This window comes from Shewanella metallivivens (assembly GCF_028750675.1).
In the GTDB taxonomy this organism is placed as follows: domain Bacteria; phylum Pseudomonadota; class Gammaproteobacteria; order Enterobacterales; family Shewanellaceae; genus Shewanella; species Shewanella metallivivens.
This window is the reverse complement of record NZ_JAQQPZ010000013.1, coordinates 531,219-548,846: the sequence shown is the minus strand read 5'-3', so window position 1 is coordinate 548,846 and position 17,628 is coordinate 531,219. Positions and strand designations below refer to the sequence as shown.

The window sequence follows — 17,628 nt, the reverse complement described above, 5'->3', positions numbered from 1 at the left end:
TTGTGTGCTTCAAATAGGAGTTTTAAATGATTGATAAACTCATTCAATTTTCCATAACCCGCCGGTGGTTGGTTATGTTTTTTGTTTTGCTAACGGGTGCACTAGGCGTTTGGAATTATCAACATCTTCCTATTGATGCTGTACCTGATATTACCAATGTTCAAGTTCAAATTAACACAGAAGCACCTGGGTATTCACCACTAGAAGTTGAGCAGCGAGTCACCTATTTGGTTGAAATGTCAATTGCAGGATTACCTTATGTTGAGAGTACTAGATCGCTATCTCGTTATGCACTCTCACAAGTGACTGTTGTGTTTGAGAAAGGAACTGATATTTATTTTGCTCGAAATCTTATTAACGAACGTTTGCAACAAGCTAAAAGTGAGATGCCGTCAGGTATTGAGCCCGTAATGGGACCTGTTGCAACTGGATTAGGTGAAATCTTTCACTATTCAGTTCATGCAGCGCCAGGGGCTTTGCAAGCAGATGGAAAACCTTACGACGCAACAGCTTTGCGTACATTGCAAGATTGGGTTATTCGTCCTCAATTGCGTTTGGTTGAGGGGGTTACTGAAGTAAATACAATCGGAGGGTATGAAAAGGAGTTTCATATTACACCAGAACCTTCAAAGCTATTGGCTTACCAAATAAGTTTTGATGATTTAGTCGCTGCGTTGCAGAAAAATAATTCGAATGTAGGTGCTGGGTATATAGAGAAAAATGGTGAACAATATTTGATCCGTGCTCCAGGTCAGGTTACTGATATTTCATCGATTAAGCAGATCATTGTTGCTCGTAGGGATGGAATTCCTATTACCGTAGGTGATGTTGCAGAGATTGGGTTTGGTAAACAGCTTAGGACTGGCGCTGCAACTCGCGATGGCGATGAAACTGTGTTGGGCACAGCTGTTATGTTGCTTGGCGGAAATAGCAGAACTGTTTCTCAGGCAGTATCAGCAAAATTGCTTGAGATTAATAAAACTCTTCCAGAAGGTGTGATTGCTGAACCTGTTTACGATCGTACTGTATTGGTAGATAAGACGATTGCAACAGTTCAGACCAATTTAGCTGAAGGTGCTGTGTTGGTCATTGTCGTTCTTCTAGTTATGCTGGGTAATGTTAGGGCTGCTTTATTAACTGCCATGGTGATCCCTTTATCGATGTTGATGTTGATGACTGGCATGGTAGAAACCAAAGTAAGCGCAAATCTCATGAGTCTAGGTGCACTTGATTTTGGGTTAATTGTTGACGGTGCTGTAATCATAGTTGAGAACTGTATTTTAAGGCTGGCAGGAAGACAGCATCACCTGGGGCGAATATTGACATTGGATGAACGTTTTCAGACCGTCTTTACGGCTACCCGTGAAGTGTTTACTCCAAGTCTGATAAGTGTTTTAGTTGTTATTATGGTCAATTTGCCAATTTTGGCGCTGACAGGTGTCGAAGGTAAAATGTTTACTCCAATGGCAATGGCCGTAATCATGGCTCTATTGTCTGCACTTGTATTGTCTCTCACTTTTGTTCCTGCGGCAGTCGCTTTGTTTATGACAGGCCATATAGAAGAAAAAGACAATTTTATCGTCAGTCAATCTAAACGATTATATCTGCCAATTTTATCGATTGTGTTGAGATTCCGAGTACTTGTAATTTCAATAGCATTGATATTTGTGATTTTAGTCGGATTTGTTGGAACAAAAATGGGAACCGAGTTTGTTCCTAATCTTGATGAGGGCGATATTGCGATCCAAGCACTTCGAATTCCAGGGACAAGTTTAACTCAATCATTGGATATGCAATTTCAGTTGGAGAAGGCAATTCTAGAGATTCCGGAGGTTAAAACATATTTCTCTAGAGTTGGTACTGCAGAGGTTGCGAGTGATCCTATGGGGCCAAATATATCTGATGGTTATGTGATGCTTAAGGATCATAGCGAGTGGCCAAATCCTGAAAAGACTAAGGCTCAACTTTTAGAAGAAATAAGTGAAAAACTAGCCTTATTACCAGGTAATGCTTTCGAAATAAGCCAACCTATCCAACTTCGGTTTAACGAATTGATTTCAGGTGTCAGATCTGACCTAGGTATAAAAATTTTTGGAGATGATTTATCTAAATTACTGAGTTCAGGTGCTGAAATAGCAAAGGTGTTAAGTAGCATTGAAGGGGCTGAAGGCGTAAAAGTAGAACAAGTTTCTGGATTACCCATCTTGTCAATTGATGCTGACAGAGCAGCTATGTACCGTTTGGGCTTAAACGTCTCGGATGTCCAAGATGTAGTTGCTGCTGCAACGGGAGGTGAGAGTGCAGGCTTGATTTTTGATGGTGATCAACGTTTATCAATCGTTGTAAGGGTTGACGAGAGGGTTCGAGTAAATTTAGAAGCGTTAGATCGTTTACCTATTCCGTTACCTGAAGGTGGTTATGTACCATTAAGAGAAGTAGCTAAACTTACTTTAGCACCTGGCCCTAACCAGATTTCACGTGAAAATGGAAAGCGTAGATTGGTCGTTAGCGCGAACGTTCGTGGTAGAGATCTAGGTGGATTTGTTGCAGAAGTACAAAGTAAGGTTGCTGAGCAAGTAAAATTATCTCCAGGGTATTGGTTAGAATATGGTGGTACTTTTGAGCAATTACAATCTGCCTCTGATCGTTTAACTATACTTGTACCTATAACATTGATAATGATATTTGCTCTTCTAATGATGACATTTGGTTCCGCAAAAGACGCAGCTTTAGTCTTTAGTGGGGTACCACTAGCCCTTACTGGAGGTGTCATAGCTTTATGGTTGCGTGATATCCCTCTATCTATTACAGCTGGTGTAGGCTTTATTACTTTGTGCGGAGTTTCTGTTTTGACGGGGGTTATGATGGTATCTGCATTTAGAGATGAGCTGGATCGTGGAAGTTCTGTCGAGCAAGCTATTCAAACTGGTGCAATGTTGCGATTAAGACCAATTATGATGGTTGCACTTGTTGCAGCATTAGGATTTTTACCAATGGCGCTTAATACTAGTACTGGTGCAGAAGTCCAGAGACCACTAGCAACAGTCGTTATTGGTGGGATCATTTCATCAACGTTCCTTACTTTATTAGTATTACCTGGCTTGTACAGACTTACTTGGCGAAAGACGAAAATCAGCCAAAATAGTAATTAAATTTTAAGTATGGAGAAGGGATTGCGGTGTTCGAGTTGTCCGTAATCCCTTTAAGTATAATTTCAAATTGACAGGTAAAAATATGAAAAAAATTAATGCATTAATTCACCATGTAAGGTCTGCAGATGTTATACAAGCATTACAAGATGCTGGCTTCGGAAATATATCAATATTTGATGTCAAAGGAACATTGAAAGCTCTTCAGGAAAGTGAGTTAGTATATTCTTCTGAAGCAGGTGTAACTATTTCCGAAGCTCAGCTGTCTCTAATATGTGAAGATGAACAAGTAGATGAAGTTATATCAATTATTAGAAAAATAGGTAAAATTGGAACGGAAATTTCTGGGTGGGTTTACGTTAGTCCAATTGAAAAAATTCTTCCAATTGGTGGCTTTTAGATGCTAAGTTTAAAATAATAAGGCATATTTATGAGGTATTTATTTTCTTTTATAGTTATCGTTATTTCTTTTAATTGTAATTATTCTTTTGCACATCCAGATAGAATGAAAAGTATGATCCATAAAAGACACTCTCATTTGAATGAAGAAAAGATAACAAACATTGTCATTAAAAAAATACATAAAATGATACTCGAAGATTTTGGTTATGATGCTGGTAAGCTAAAGTTTTCATGGGGAACCATTAAGAATGAAGATGTGAATATTATAAGTGTTAATGATGGAGTTTATGTTGTGAGTGCTACGAATTCTCACGATAATAAGACATTGTATTTTAGAGTAGATAAATATGGCGATGTTATAGCTGTAACTGAGCATAACCTTTTTTAATAAGGGCTATTTGCATTCTAGGATTGGATTCAACCCTAGAATGCAATTGTTACATAGCTCAAACTAACCATCGTTTGATTGGAATAGCTGTGAATTAGCACTAATAAATAACCTGTATATGTAGTGGCACAGTTACAAAATTAACTATGCTATGTGGTTTTTTAGATGTTTACCTCACATTACGCCATTAGAACGAATTTTTTTCACATTTATATTTATTAAATGACGTAGCGCATAACGAAAAAGAACCTTTTTAATCCCTGTAAGGTTACTACCGTGTTTTGAGTAAAAATCATCTGGCTGCTCATATATACCAAAGTCATCTGCAATGCCGTCACTTTGTATATAAGTATCTTTGCCTATCCAGTCCACATCGGGTCTTGCAAGACATTTAGTTGCAATACCAAAGCCTGAAAAGCACTTGCTTGGCTCAACAAAACGACTCTGAATTTGTTTAAGATAAGGCTTATCGATGATGTAACCTTCCAAGTTAATCCAACGTTCATTGTAAAAAACCTCAACCCAACTATGAAGAATACGTTTTGGTGCAAAGAAGAATATATAGTTCGGGATTGCACCACGTTGTAATTGGTTGTAAATAGTAAAACCATGCAAGCGTGCAGAAATACCAACAGCGCGTAACAACGCAATCAACAAAGTACCTTTAGTATTACACTGTCCATAACCATCACTAAATACTTGGCTTGCAGGTATTCGGTCATCTGCGTTATAGCCAAAACAAATTTCATCTCGTACATAGTTATAAATTTCGCCAATGGCATCATATTGCGATAAATCTCGCCACTGTCGTTGTTCAATCAAACTTTGAATTTGCGGATGGTTAAAATCCAACATTGGGGTATGTTTTAATAAATTTTTTGATAATTTAGTCACATTTACTCCCCTCTACACTGAATGCAGCCAAAGAAAGTCCAACTAAAAAAAAGATGGGGTGTAAAATCAGACCATGAAAAATCGATATATCAGCAATGATGCCGTGTATTAAGCTTGCCAATACGATTATCAATGCAACGATGATTAAAATAGATCTGCTTAGTTTGAGTTTCATGAGAAATTCCTATTCAATGAGTTTGTACTAGAATAACCAACCACTCAACAGAAAACTTGAATAAACTAGCTAACTTTTTTGAAAAGAGTATGAGCTTGCCTTATTGTCATACCGAAGTTATTTCGAAATGTTCGACTTAAATGAGCACTATCTGAAAAACCAGCCAGATGAGCAGCATCTGTAGCAGAGTTACCATTAATTAACGCTTGAATAGCACAGATCATTCTTCGCCATAATAAATATGGTCGCCACGCAATACCTAACTCTATACTAAATAAATGAAGAAAACGACTTTCAGATAAAGCTAATTGGTTAGCGACTTCAGAAGCTCGCCAATTAGTAGGTTTGATACAATCGCCATATAGACACTGATCTAATTCAATTAACAATTGTTGAATGCGTCTATCTTCCACTGTGCTTTTATTAACAACTAAGAACTGTTTTGTAAGTTTTAATTCGTCAAATACAGGTGTTAAAAATTCAATAAAATCGTCTGTTTGAGACGGTTTATTAACTGATTCTGAAAAAGTTGTTCTAAATGACTTAAATGGTTGACCCATTAATTTAGTAACCAACTCCCGTCCCAAATTACTTTTCGGTTCAATAAGTAACACCCAACCTTCAACCATTTCCAGTTGATGATCAACTTTTGAATCGATTACCGTTACACCTGTTATCTTTCTTCCATTCAAATTACAACGCGAATCACTGAAGGGCCATATCACTTGTATTGCATGATGCATATGAGCGTCAGCATCTATGCTAGAGCCATATATTGTGACAACACCAGGGTTAATCCAAACGGTAGGTTTAATAATTAAATACTCCTTTGCCCATTCTACGTTTTACTAAAGCAGCTTTCTTTATTGCATAACATCATAACAGTTATTTCCATAAGCATTGTTAACACTATTCTCTCGGTGGCCCTGAGTTCTGTGCTCTCTGCAATATCCCTTGGGTATATCTAAATAGTACTGAGCACATATCCCGCCCAGGTCTGCATCTCACCAGTGTTATGTCAAGTAAGGATTCATTGAATAGTTTAATAGACCTAGGATTGTGACTTACATCATGGAATTTGATTCTAAAATTTGCTAACGTAGTCCACATGATTAAATTGAGTATAATAGCATGATTAAGATTTTGCTAAATTTAGCAGTTATATTGACATTAATAACACAGTTATTAGTGCCAAGTAATGCTATGTCTAGCGATATGTCTGAATCAAGTATGCAATCTAACTCTATGTCACATTCAGTTATGATGGACAATGATTGTGATGACGATAACTGTTGTGCCGAAGATTCAAGCCACTGTATTAGCCATTGCCATGTAGTCGCTAATGCATTTGTTTTGTTATCGGGCTCAAATTTAATTAACAATCTATTCACAAGTTCTAAAGTTGACTCGACTTTATGGATATCAACTCCGGCTTCGCTTGGAAGTCAAAATCCCCCTCCAATTGCTTAATTCTTTATTTTAATTAATCACTTACTATTAATTTATAAAGATTTTTGTTGCTCGTTTACTTATGAGCATCATAAAGCTTCTGGAGTTTCTTATGAAAAAATTTATCGCAATTACACTTTTATCTTTAGCTAGCACAGTTTCAATGGCTGCTACTATTACATTACCTGATTATCTTATTTTTACTTCCGTTGATGGCCAGTCTGTGGCAAATAAGGGACAGATTGACATTGAACCTGGTCAGCATTTGCTTGAACTTAAGTTTTATGATGTTTACTCAACGGGAGCAGATGACACTAATTTTGTAAAATCTGATGCATTATATTGGAGTTTGAATTTAACTAAGAACGAAGATATTCAGGTTAGAGCTAAGGATATTTTCACTACAAAATCTGCTCGCAAATTTATCGACTCCCCTCAGATCACAATAGACACGGCTAGCTTAAAAGGCGAATCAGTTAAGCTGGTTAACCATGCAGAGTTAATGTCTATCATTATGAAACAACACAGTAAAATGATGAATCATTAATTGGATTAATAGGGCGCTATCATAGCGCCCTATCAATACCTAATATACTTCTTGAGCTGTGTGTTACACACAGAGTTATAGTTGAACTATCGTAGTTATTTATGATGGTTTGGAGGTTGTATGAAAGTGGCTCAACTCGCTAATAAATTGGGTGTATCCGCTGATACTGTGCGTTTTTATACTCGAATTGGATTACTCAATCCAAGCAAATCTCCCAATAATGGTTATAAAACATTCAACCATAAAGATATGGTGAGGATGCAATTTATTTTGAGTGCTCGAAATTTAGGATTTTCTGTCGAAGATATTAAAGTTATTTTTTCTAAGACTGATCTTGGGGATAGTGCATGTCAACTTGTACGCGAATTAATTAAAGTAAAGCTGCTTGAAACTGAGCAACAGTTCAACGAAATGGTGCAATTAAGAAGTAAGCTTTCTAAGGCGATACAAGATTGGTCTCAAATGCCTGACAACATACCCACAGGAAACATGATTTGCCATTTAATAGAGAATACAAATCAAGAGGATATAGTTTCAGAAGAATTAGGAGTTCCCCATTATGTTGATAAAGCTTCAATGGAGATTAAGTGATGACTAAAACAGGCCATACTACAATACAACTCAATATCCTCGGCGCAGGTTGCGCGAGTTGTGTTGGCAAAATTGAAAAAACGATTAACAGCGTGCAAGGCGTTGATTCGGCCGAAATGAACTTTGCCGACAGAACAGTACTTGTTTCGGGTAACGCATCTGCCGAGTTGATTATAAAAGCAGTAGAAAGCGCTGGTTATAATGCCACTCAAATACAGGCTGAGTCGGCAGAAGATGCCATGAACGAGAAAGAACAGGCTGATTTACAACATTATAAAAGTTTATTACGCCATACCATTATCGCCTTGTCCGTCGGTATCCCGTTGATGATTTATGGACTTTTTATTGGCGAAATGACGGTATCAACCCTATTAGAGCAAACTGTGTGGGGACTGGTCGGTGTGGTGACTCTGGCAATTATGCTTATATCAGGTAGGCATTTTTATATCGGCGCTTGGAAATCATTTTTAAACCATAATGCCAATATGGACACCCTCATTGCCTTAGGTACCGGTACTGCTTGGGTTTACTCGATGTTGATTGTTTCATTTCCACAATTGTTCCCCGAGATGGCAAGACATGTTTACTTTGAAGCGACCGCAATGATTATTGGTTTAATTAATCTTGGTTTAGCACTAGAAGTTAAAGCGCGCGGTAAAACCTCTGAAGCGATTAAGCGTCTCATTGGTTTGCAAGCTAAAACTGCTCGGGTTATCCGTGATGGGAAAGACCTCGACATCGATATTGCTCATGTATTACTTAATGATCATGTAAAAGTTCGCCCTGGCGAAAAAATTCCAGTCGATGGGGTGGTTTTTGAAGGTAACAGCACCATTGATGAATCAATGTTGACCGGTGAGCCAATGCCTGTTGAAAAAGTGATAGGTGACGATGTGGTCACTGGCACCTTGAATAAATCAGGCTCAATCATATTTAAAGCCACTCGTATAGGTAAGGATACCGCACTGGCTCGCATTATTAGTATGGTCAAACGGGCGCAAAACTCTAAGCCGCCGATTGGGCGTTTAGCAGATGTCATAGCCACTTACTTTGTACCCGCTATTATGATCATCGCTATAGTCAGTGCCATGGTGTGGTTTAATTTTGGCCCTGAGCCGTCAAGTGTATTTGCCATCGTGTCTGCAACAACAATATTAATTATTGCTTGTCCTTGTGCGCTAGGTCTCGCAACGCCAATGTCAGTGATGGTTGGCGTTGGTAAGGCCGCTGAATCGGGGGTGCTTATTCGTAACGGTGAAGCATTGCAAACCGCGTCTAAAATAACCGCCATGATATTAGATAAAACCGGCACCATTACTGAAGGTAAACCGCAAGTTACAGATATTATTTTGGTTAATGCCGACAGTGAAGAGCAGGTACTTGCCTTGTCTGCTGGAATCGAAAGTCACTCCGAACATCCACTCGCGCAAGCTATTGTAGAAAGTGCGAATGATAGAGGTATAGAAGCCATTGACACTGAGCACTTCAATGCCATTTCAGGTAAAGGTGTAGAAGCTGAAGTGGATGGCCAGACATTACTATTTGGTAATTTAAAACTGATGTTAGACAAACACATTGATATTGGCCTTCACGAAGCTAAGGCTCAAGTGTTAGCTGAAAATGCAAAAACACCAATGTATTTAGCGCTTGCAGGGCAATTACTGGCCATTATTGCGGTATCAGATCCGATAAAGCCTGATTCAATTGAAGCGATTGCGAGACTGAAACTCAATGGCATCAAAGTGATTATGTTAACCGGGGACAATAAAGCGACCGCAGCAGCAGTGGCTAAAAAAGTTGGTATTGATGATTTTTTCGCAGAAGTCATGCCAGAAGATAAAGCCAATAAAGTAGCTGAACTTCAGCAACAAAATGAAGTGGTTGGCATGACTGGCGATGGGATTAATGACGCCCCCGCATTAGCGTTAGCCGATGTTGGCTTTGCTATTGGAACAGGCACTGATGTGGCGATAGAAAGCGCTGATGTGACCTTAATGCGCGGATCACTTCATGGCTTAGCCGATGCGATAGCCATTAGTAAAGCAACGCTGCGCAACATTAAACAAAACTTGTTTGGCGCGTTTATATACAACGTCGCGGGTATTCCCTTAGCAGCAGGTGTGCTTTTTCCTGTTTTTGGTATTTTGCTAAATCCAGTGATTGCTGGCGCTGCGATGGCCTTTTCATCACTTACCGTAGTGAGTAACGCTAACCGTTTACGTTTGTTTAAAGCCAAGGAACACTAGGAGACATAATATGTTAATTAATTTACTGTGTATCGCATTAATCGGTTTTATCATTTGGTGGTTTTGGCTATATAAACCGGCAAACGATTCTAGTGTTGACGCTAGTACATTGATACTGGTTAAAGACGGTGTGTATACGCCAGCACGAATTAAAATTTCGGCTAATAGACCAACAGAGATAACCTTTTTACGCCAAGATAAATCCGGATGTTCAGCCACTGTCTTGCTACCCTACTTGGAGATTAGCCAAGATTTAGCGCTGGATAAAACGACGACGATAGCCTTACCGGCACTGGAAAAAGGTGAGTATCCATTTCATTGCCAGATGCAAATGTATAAGGGTGTATTGATTGTTGAGTAAACACTAGATATCTATGCGTACTTTTCAATATTTTGGTATCAGTGATGAATATAATAGCAGTATTAAAATGAGCATTTTTAACTTTGCCATCAATATCTTGATTCTAACCTAAGCTGTTTACGGTCTAGGTTAGAAAATTGACCGTTTTTTATTAATTACTTTTTACCTAAATCATCAGAAAAATGATGAGTTAATGATTAAGAGAGATATTATGTGTGATTTTGAACATAGACCGGGCGTTAAAGAAGCGACTTTAGTTGTCAGAAACCTAAGATTAACTGGAGTAGATAATCAAAATTTAGAAGCATTAAAGACTGAGATAGACAAACTGTTTGGCATAGACGAAGTGATTTATAATGACAAATCGGGATCTATTTATCTAACCTATGATGCCAGCCATATCAATTTAGAAGGTATTGAAGCGGTTATCAGAAAGCATGGTGCTAATATTCATAACGATTGGTGGACTCATGTGAAGGAAAGTTACTACCAATTTGTGGATAAAAACATCAAAGATAATGCAAATCATCAACCACATAGTTGCCACAAACCCCCACCAGGATCCAAGATAAGCTAAGACAATTAGATGTTAATTTTTATCGTTACTGACTATCTTTTAGTTAGAGCTTTTGAAGTGTGATCTATGTCAAGTATCAGTGGTTTAAAGTGAAAAAACACTACAGTTAACTAGGATTATTTAGGCAAGTAGAGTTAAAATTAACACAATTAATAATGTTGGAGTCTGTCTTGAATCGTATGAGAATTATCACAGTGATGCTTATCTTGATGACATTTGTCAGTCAAGCTTTTGCGTCTGTGATTTTGCCATGCCCCTCTGATATGAATTCAATGTTAAGTAAATCAAATCCAGTGAATACCGCTGCGACTAACGCTTGCCATCACCAATTAACATCAGATGTTGATGCCGTTAAAACATCTACCGCTGACATTCCTGATTGTTGTGATAATCAATGTGATTGTCCGATAGGTACTTGCTTTTCAATTGCCCTTGAAATGAAAATGGTCCAATCAGTAACCATCTCAAGTTTGAGTAGTTTTATATCTGGTTTGACTCAAAATACAACTCCGCAATATAACTCTTCTTTATATCGTCCTCCAATATTTTCTTGTTAGATAGGAAAGGCTTGATCAATTTTTGATCGTCTTCCTGTTCATTTATCTTTTTTAAAATAAATTAACAAGATATTACCTTTTTTCGAATTCAATTCGAGCATTGGTAACTAATTTGGAGGCTTTATGTCTTTAATTTACAAGAAATTGGGTGAAATTTACACTCAATATATTCTAATCGTAGTGATGTCCTTTATTGGTATTAGCGCTGCGGTATATGCGGCAGAACCAGTACAGACATTATCACTGGAAGAAGCCGTTTATCTCTCTCAGTCGAACGATCCCTGGTTAGTCAGTAATCAATTTCAACAAGATGCTATTAAATCTGAAAGCATAGCGGCAGGAACCTTACCAGATCCAAAAATCAGTGTTGGTTTAGCGAATTTGTCCATAAACACTTTTGATTTTGGACAAGAAGCAATGACTCAATTGAAAATTGGTGTCACTCAAATGTTTCCGCGAGGGGATAGCTTAAGTTTACGCCAACAGCAACTTGAGTTAACGGCGGAGCAATACCCATTTTTAAGACAAGATAGACGAGCTAAGTTAAGTGTCACCACCGCTCAAATTTGGTTTGATATATATAAAACGCAAGAGAGTATTGCACTGATTGAGCGTAATCGGAACTTATTCGAACAATTATCTGATGTCGCAAAAGCAGGATATTCATCTGCTCTTGGTAAATCTAATCAGCAGGACATCATTCGTGCTCAGTTAGAGGTGACCCGTCTCGAAGATAAGCTGACCGTCTTAGCTCAGGAAGAAAATATGCTTAAGCAGAAATTATCTGAATGGGTTGGTAAGGCATTCGTTGGTGAGTATAGAAGAGAGTATGAACAAGACTATGAGTTGTCATTTTCGACGTTTACCGTCCCAAATACACTTCCTCAAATTAAGCTAATTAATTCTAATTTATATCTAGATGAGGAAAAAAGCCCAAATTATCAACAATCTTTATATGAAGCATTTTCTGACCATCCACTTCTATTAGCTTTGGAACAAAGAATTGAATCAAGCCGGAAAGGTGTAGAGTTAACAAAGCAATTATATAAGCCTGAATGGGGGCTAAACGCTGGATATAGTTATCGAGGCGATGATCCTATGGGTAATTCTCGCGATGATTTGTTGTCAATAGGTGTGAGTTTTGATTTACCAATATTTACTTCTTCAAAGCAAGATAAGCAAGTTCAAGCCGCTATTTCTCAGTCAGAGTCAATTAAAACAGAAAAGTGGTTACTGCTTCGAAACATGATGGCGTCATACGGTACTGCGAAAGCGCAATTTCTTAAATTGGAACAACGTCAGAAGCTCTATAACGATTTTTTATTACCTCAAATGCAAGATCAAGCAGATGCGTCACTAACGGCTTACACGAATGATAAGGGAGATTTCGCTGAAGTCGTTCGCTCCCTCATTGCTCAATTGAATACTCAATTAGATGCTTTGGCTATTAACGTTGATTTACAGAAACTTAAAGTTCAATTGAACTATTTTTTTACCCCCAATGTGGGTCCAGTTAGCATCTCACATAAATCTTATGTTGATGGAGAAGTAAAATGAACAACAATTTAAAAATGATCAGCATATTAGTTATCGGTATTCTTACTGGTATTAGTGCATCAATCTTATATACACCGAAGAATGAAATAGCTTCAGAGGACAGCGCAAAAGCTAAGCCATCATATTGGGTCGCACCTATGAATCCTAATTATCGTAGTGATAAACCAGGGAAATCACCAATGGGTATGGATCTTATACCTGTATACGAAGATGGCACCGATTCGACAGATTTTGGACCTGGTGCCGTTAAAATATCACCTGCAGTGATTAATAAACTTGGTATGCGGACATCCGTAGCAACGTTTGGCACACTACAAACAAGCATTAAAACAGTTGGATATGTTCAATATGATCAAGATCAACTTATTCATATTAATCCAAGAGTCGAAGGATGGATTGAAGAACTTTATGTAAAAGCTTCAGGTGATCCGGTTATTAAAGGGCAACCTATATATTCGATTTATTCTCCTGCTTTAGTTAATGCACAAGAAGAAATGTTATTAGCTTTAAATCGAAATGATCAGCGTTTGATTACAGCTTCTGAAGCTCGGTTGAAAGCATTATTAATACCAAGCGAGGAGATTAAAGCGCTACGAAAAAATAGAATAGTCAAACAAAATATTACGTTTTATGCTGATCAAAGTGGTGTTATTGATAATTTGAATGTAAGGGAGGGCTCGTTTGTAAAACCGGGTATGACAATGTTTTCAATTGGTTCATTAACACAAGTATGGGTTGAAGCTGAAGTTTTTGAACGTCAAGCAAACATGGTTAAAGTTGGGCAAGAAGTTGAAATGAAATTAGATTATTTACCTGGTCAATCTTGGCAAGGAAAAGTCGATTATGTCTACCCCGCATTAGATAGTAAAACAAGAACGCTAAAAGTGAGATTGCGCTTCGATAATACCAATGCTGCATTAAAACCGAATATGTTTGCACAAGTGTCGATAAAAACACGAAGTGATGAGGATGTATTACTGCTACCAAGGGAAGCAGTGATTAGAACAGGAAACTCAGACCGAGTAGTACTTGCCCTCGGTGAAGGTAAATATAAATCTGTAGCAGTAACGTTAGGACGATTCGATGATGATAAAATTCAAATAAAATCAGGCCTGTATGACGGAGATGTTGTTGTCTCGTCAGCACAATTCCTATTGGATTCTGAATCAAATAAAACCTCTGACCTTAAACGTATGAGAGCACCTGACGATGAGCAAGAAAATATTCAAGCCATCACTCCAGAAACTGCTTGGGTAGAAGCAAAAGTAAATAGCTTAATGGCTGCACATCGAATGATTAATGTGGACCATCAAGCTGTCAGTGAATGGGAATGGCCACAAATGACCATGGACTTTACTGTTGATGACAGTGTGGATTTCTCTGTATTTACCGTTGGTGCTGTGCTTCATATTGAATTAGAAAAAACATCAGACGGCTTGGTCAAAGTGGTAAATATACACAATCCCAAAGCTACTGATGATGTATCTAATACAACACATCAAGCAGATCATTCAGGAATGGAGATGGGAGAATAACCATGATTGAATCAATAATACGATGGTCTGTAGCAAACAGATTTTTTGTTTTGCTCGCCAGTGCAATTCTCGTCGGCGCGGGTTTATTTTCACTTAAAAATACCCCTATTGATGCTTTGCCTGATTTATCTGATGTTCAGGTAATTATTAAAACAAGTTATCCAGGTCAAGCCCCACAAGTAGTTGAAGATCAAGTCACTTACCCTTTAACTACGGCTATGCTGTCTGTGCCTGGTGCGGTAACGGTCAGGGGATTCTCTTTTTTTGGTGATTCATATGTCTATGTCATCTTTGATGAAGAAACCGATTTATATTGGGCTCGTAGTCGTGTGTTGGAATATCTTAGCCAAGTCGTTTCAACGTTACCTGATAATGCAAAGCCTCAATTAGGACCTGACGCAACAGGTGTGGGCTGGGTATATTTATATGCACTCGTAGATAGAACCGGTAAACACGATATTAGTGAGTTACGCAGTCTACAGGACTGGTTTTTAAAGTATGAATTACAAACTGTCCCAGGGGTTTCTGAAGTGAGCGCTCTAGGGGGGATGGTTAAACAGTATCAGATTAAGGTTGACCCTGATAAGTTGCGTGCCTTTGGTATACCTTTAAATGCTATTCAAATGGCGATTAACCGTGGAAATCAAGAAATTGGTGCCTCTGTTGTCGAACTCTCAGAAGCTGAATATATGGTTCGTGCTACAGGATATCTTGAGAATAAAGAGGATATCGGCAATATCCCATTAGGCGTGAACAATAATGGCACCCCATTACTGCTAAAAGATGTTGCGGATATCGGGACTGGACCGCAAATGCGCCGAGGCGTCGTTGATCTAAACGGTGAAGGTGAGACGGTCGGTGGCATTATTGTGATGCGATTTGGTGAAAATGCCCAAAAGACAATTGATGGCGTTAAAGCTAAATTAGAGACATTAAAAAAGGGCCTTCCTGAGGGCGTGGAAGTTGTGACGGTTTATGACCGCAGTGGCTTAATTGAGAGAGCTGTATCAAACTTAGGGTTTAAACTGCTAGAGGAATTTTTAGTTGTTGCTTTAGTTTGTATGGTTTTTTTGGCGCATGTAAGATCATCACTTGTGGCGATTGTTAGCCTTCCAGTTGGTATTTTAACGGCATTTATTATTATGCACTTGCAGGGTTTGAATGCCAATATCATGTCTTTAGGCGGTATTGCAATTGCAATTGGTGCCATGGTCGATGGCGCCATTGTCATGATTGAAAATATGCATAAACATATGGAACGAACGCCATTGACGCCAGAAAACCGTTGGCAGGTTGTAGCTCGGTCTGCCAGCGAAGTTGGCCCTGCTTTATTTTTTAGTTTACTGATTATTACTGTTAGTTTTTTACCGGTATTTACCCTAGAAGCACAGGAGGGAAGGATGTTTTCACCGCTTGCGTTTACTAAAACGTACGCAATGGCTGTGTCATCAGCGTTAGCTATAACATTAGTTCCAGTGCTAATGGGTTACTTTATTCGCGGAAAAGTACTTCCTGAGCACAAAAACCCGGTTAATCGACTTTTAACAGCAGTATATGTGCCTGTGTTGAGAAAAGTACTGGCGTTTCCGAAGATAACGCTGTTATTTGCATTATTTGTGTTGTTGATTGGTGTGTGGCCACTAAATAAAATTGGTAGTGAATTTATGCCTCCATTAGATGAAGGTGATTTAATGTACATGCCGACAACTTACCCTGGTATTTCTATTGGTAAAGCACGCCAATTAGTGCAACAAATGGATAAGTTAATTTACACTGTGCCCGAAGTTAAAACTGTATTTGGTAAGGTTGGTCGAGCAGACTCCGCAACGGATCCTGCACCTCTGACAATGGTGGAGACGTTTATTCAACTTAAGCCCAAAAGCGAGTGGAGAGAAGGCCTGACTACAGAGAGTTTAAAACAAGAACTAGACTCATTAGTTAAGTTACCAGGTGTGACTAACGCATGGGTAATGCCAATTAAAACCCGAATAGATATGTTGGCGACAGGGATCAAAACACCTGTAGGCATTAAAATTGCTGGACCTAATCTCAAGGAAATTGAAAAAATTGGTAAACAGTTAGAAGAAATCCTTAAAGATGTTAAGGGGACTTCGTCAGTTTATGCTGAAAGAGTTGCAGGCGGACGTTATATTAAAGTTGATATCCAGCGTGAGAATGCTGCTCGATATGGTTTGAATATAGCGGATGTTCAACAGGTTGTGGCCACAGCGATTGGTGGTATGAGTATTTCACAAACCGTTGAAGGGTTAGAGCGATACCCCATTAACCTACGCTATCCTCAGGATTATCGCAATTCACCTGAAGCATTAGCCTTATTGCCTATAGTGACTCCGCAAGGTTTGAGAATTTCTTTGGGTGACGTTGCGGACGTTATTATTGAAAATGGACCTCCGGGTATCAAAAGTGAAAATGCTCGCCTTAATGGTTGGGCTTACATTGATATTGAGGATGTTGATATTGGTAGTTATGTTGATATAGCACAAAAAGTTGTGGATGATAAATTGATATTACCTGCCGGTTACTCTATTACTTGGGCTGGTCAATATGAGTATATGGAAAGAGCTAAAGCAAAGCTTACTTACGTAGTACCATTTACTTTATTTATTATCATTATTTTATTGTTCATGAATTTCCGCAATGTTGTTGAAGTTGGAATTATTGTGGGGACATTGCCTTTTGCCATGGTGGGCAGTATTTGGTTAATGTATTTACAAGGTTTCAATTTTTCAGTTGCAGTAGGAGTCGGTTTTATTGCATTGGCGGGTGTCGCTGTCGAAATCGGCGTCATTATGCTTGTTTATTTAAACCAAGCCTATAGAGAAGCGATTGATCATAGTTCACAGCAGCTAGAAAAATTTGATGAACTAAAGTTGACTCAATCTGTTATTCAAGGTGCAGGTATGCGCGTACGTCCTGTAATGATGACGGCAGCAGCAATCATAGCTGGATTATTGCCTATCCTTTATGGTACTGGAACCGGTTCCGAGGTGATGAGTAGGATTGCTGCACCAATGGTCGGCGGAATGGTTAGTGCAATCATACTGACACTATTAATTGTCCCCGTTGTATTCTTTTTATGGCGTCGTACTAAATTGATACATGAGGAATGATAATATTTAGTTGATTAGGATAACGATGCAGATAAAAATTTGCATCGTTATTTTATATTAGATTGATTT

Annotated in this window: 15 protein-coding genes; 12 read left to right on the top strand and 3 right to left on the bottom strand. The window is 38.5% G+C overall.

Annotated features, from left to right (window positions below):
• The first annotated feature begins 26 nt into the window (after positions 1-26).
• From PQR79_RS15050 to PQR79_RS15040, 3 genes are all read left to right on the top strand, one after another.
• On the top strand, positions 27-3,152 hold the full coding sequence (locus PQR79_RS15050) for an efflux RND transporter permease subunit (protein ID WP_150139015.1): 3,126 nt from the start codon (positions 27-29) through the stop codon (positions 3,150-3,152).
• Positions 3,153-3,234: 82 nt separating this feature from the next.
• Entirely contained in the window at positions 3,235-3,549 is a 315-nt protein-coding gene (locus PQR79_RS15045; protein WP_160056947.1) for a P-II family nitrogen regulator, read from the top strand.
• Positions 3,550-3,579: 30 nt separating this feature from the next.
• Positions 3,580-3,939: a DUF6488 family protein gene (locus PQR79_RS15040; protein WP_160056949.1), complete on the top strand. Its 360-nt coding sequence runs from the start codon at positions 3,580-3,582 to the stop codon at positions 3,937-3,939.
• 174 nt (positions 3,940-4,113) lie between these two features.
• Here the strand turns inward: PQR79_RS15040 and PQR79_RS15035 are convergent, their stop codons facing one another.
• From PQR79_RS15035 to PQR79_RS15025, 3 genes are all read right to left on the bottom strand, one after another.
• Positions 4,114-4,794: a transglutaminase-like domain-containing protein gene (locus PQR79_RS15035; RefSeq protein WP_206194594.1), complete on the bottom strand. Its 681-nt coding sequence runs from the start codon at positions 4,792-4,794 to the stop codon at positions 4,114-4,116.
• A gap of 31 nt (positions 4,795-4,825) precedes the next feature.
• Positions 4,826-5,008, bottom strand: coding sequence for a hypothetical protein (locus PQR79_RS15030; RefSeq protein ID WP_238107790.1), 183 nt, complete (start codon positions 5,006-5,008; stop codon positions 4,826-4,828).
• Between the two features lie 65 nt (positions 5,009-5,073).
• Complete coding sequence (locus PQR79_RS15025) at positions 5,074-5,700, bottom strand: helix-turn-helix transcriptional regulator (protein ID WP_238107789.1); 627 nt, start codon at positions 5,698-5,700, stop codon at positions 5,074-5,076.
• Between the two features lie 869 nt (positions 5,701-6,569).
• On the opposite strand from PQR79_RS15025, the gene PQR79_RS15020 reads away from it, so the two are divergent.
• The 9 genes from PQR79_RS15020 (at position 6,570) to PQR79_RS14980 (ending at position 17,559) form a co-directional block, all read left to right on the top strand.
• Entirely contained in the window at positions 6,570-7,004 is a 435-nt protein-coding gene (locus PQR79_RS15020; RefSeq protein WP_238107788.1) for a DUF2057 family protein, read from the top strand.
• A 120-nt stretch (positions 7,005-7,124) separates the two neighbouring features.
• Positions 7,125-7,595 (top strand): MerR family transcriptional regulator, encoded by a 471-nt coding sequence (locus PQR79_RS15015; protein ID WP_160056747.1) that lies wholly within the window; start codon positions 7,125-7,127, stop codon positions 7,593-7,595.
• Entirely contained in the window at positions 7,595-9,841 is a 2,247-nt protein-coding gene (locus tag PQR79_RS15010; RefSeq protein ID WP_238107787.1) for a heavy metal translocating P-type ATPase, read from the top strand. Before PQR79_RS15015 ends, PQR79_RS15010 begins: the two co-directional genes overlap by 1 nt.
• Before the next feature lie 10 nt (positions 9,842-9,851).
• Positions 9,852-10,202: a cupredoxin domain-containing protein gene (locus PQR79_RS15005; RefSeq protein WP_011918418.1), complete on the top strand. Its 351-nt coding sequence runs from the start codon at positions 9,852-9,854 to the stop codon at positions 10,200-10,202.
• A gap of 193 nt (positions 10,203-10,395) precedes the next feature.
• A complete protein-coding gene (locus PQR79_RS15000; protein ID WP_438270823.1) occupies positions 10,396-10,779 on the top strand; it encodes a cation transporter in 384 nt (127 codons plus the stop codon).
• A 170-nt stretch (positions 10,780-10,949) separates the two neighbouring features.
• Positions 10,950-11,336 (top strand): hypothetical protein, encoded by a 387-nt coding sequence (locus PQR79_RS14995; protein ID WP_238107786.1) that lies wholly within the window; start codon positions 10,950-10,952, stop codon positions 11,334-11,336.
• Between the two features lie 123 nt (positions 11,337-11,459).
• A complete protein-coding gene (locus tag PQR79_RS14990; RefSeq protein ID WP_188926857.1) occupies positions 11,460-12,893 on the top strand; it encodes a TolC family protein in 1,434 nt (477 codons plus the stop codon).
• Positions 12,890-14,428: an efflux RND transporter periplasmic adaptor subunit gene (locus PQR79_RS14985; protein WP_150138785.1), complete on the top strand. Its 1,539-nt coding sequence runs from the start codon at positions 12,890-12,892 to the stop codon at positions 14,426-14,428. Before PQR79_RS14990 ends, PQR79_RS14985 begins: the two co-directional genes overlap by 4 nt.
• 2 nt (positions 14,429-14,430) lie before the next feature.
• Positions 14,431-17,559 (top strand): efflux RND transporter permease subunit, encoded by a 3,129-nt coding sequence (locus tag PQR79_RS14980; protein WP_160056759.1) that lies wholly within the window; start codon positions 14,431-14,433, stop codon positions 17,557-17,559.
• Positions 17,560-17,628: the final 69 nt, after the last annotated feature.

Bases quoted from the DNA above. Each gene is read 5' to 3' on its own strand.
- PQR79_RS15030 (WP_238107790.1), bottom strand. From the start codon at position 5,008: ATGAAACTCAAACTAAGCAGATCTATTTTAATCATCGTTGCATTGATA.
- PQR79_RS15000 (WP_438270823.1), top strand. From the start codon at position 10,396: ATGATTAAGAGAGATATTATGTGTGATTTTGAACATAGACCGGGCGTT.
- PQR79_RS15045 (WP_160056947.1), top strand. From the start codon at position 3,235: ATGAAAAAAATTAATGCATTAATTCACCATGTAAGGTCTGCAGATGTT.
- PQR79_RS15040 (WP_160056949.1), top strand. From the start codon at position 3,580: ATGAGGTATTTATTTTCTTTTATAGTTATCGTTATTTCTTTTAATTGT.
- PQR79_RS15005 (WP_011918418.1), top strand. From the start codon at position 9,852: ATGTTAATTAATTTACTGTGTATCGCATTAATCGGTTTTATCATTTGG.
- PQR79_RS14990 (WP_188926857.1), top strand. From the start codon at position 11,460: ATGTCTTTAATTTACAAGAAATTGGGTGAAATTTACACTCAATATATT.
- PQR79_RS15015 (WP_160056747.1), top strand. From the start codon at position 7,125: ATGAAAGTGGCTCAACTCGCTAATAAATTGGGTGTATCCGCTGATACT.
- PQR79_RS15035 (WP_206194594.1), bottom strand. From the start codon at position 4,794: ATGTTGGATTTTAACCATCCGCAAATTCAAAGTTTGATTGAACAACGA.
- PQR79_RS15020 (WP_238107788.1), top strand. From the start codon at position 6,570: ATGAAAAAATTTATCGCAATTACACTTTTATCTTTAGCTAGCACAGTT.
- PQR79_RS14980 (WP_160056759.1), top strand. From the start codon at position 14,431: ATGATTGAATCAATAATACGATGGTCTGTAGCAAACAGATTTTTTGTT.
- PQR79_RS14985 (WP_150138785.1), top strand. From the start codon at position 12,890: ATGAACAACAATTTAAAAATGATCAGCATATTAGTTATCGGTATTCTT.
- PQR79_RS15050 (WP_150139015.1), top strand. From the start codon at position 27: ATGATTGATAAACTCATTCAATTTTCCATAACCCGCCGGTGGTTGGTT.
- PQR79_RS15010 (WP_238107787.1), top strand. From the start codon at position 7,595: ATGACTAAAACAGGCCATACTACAATACAACTCAATATCCTCGGCGCA.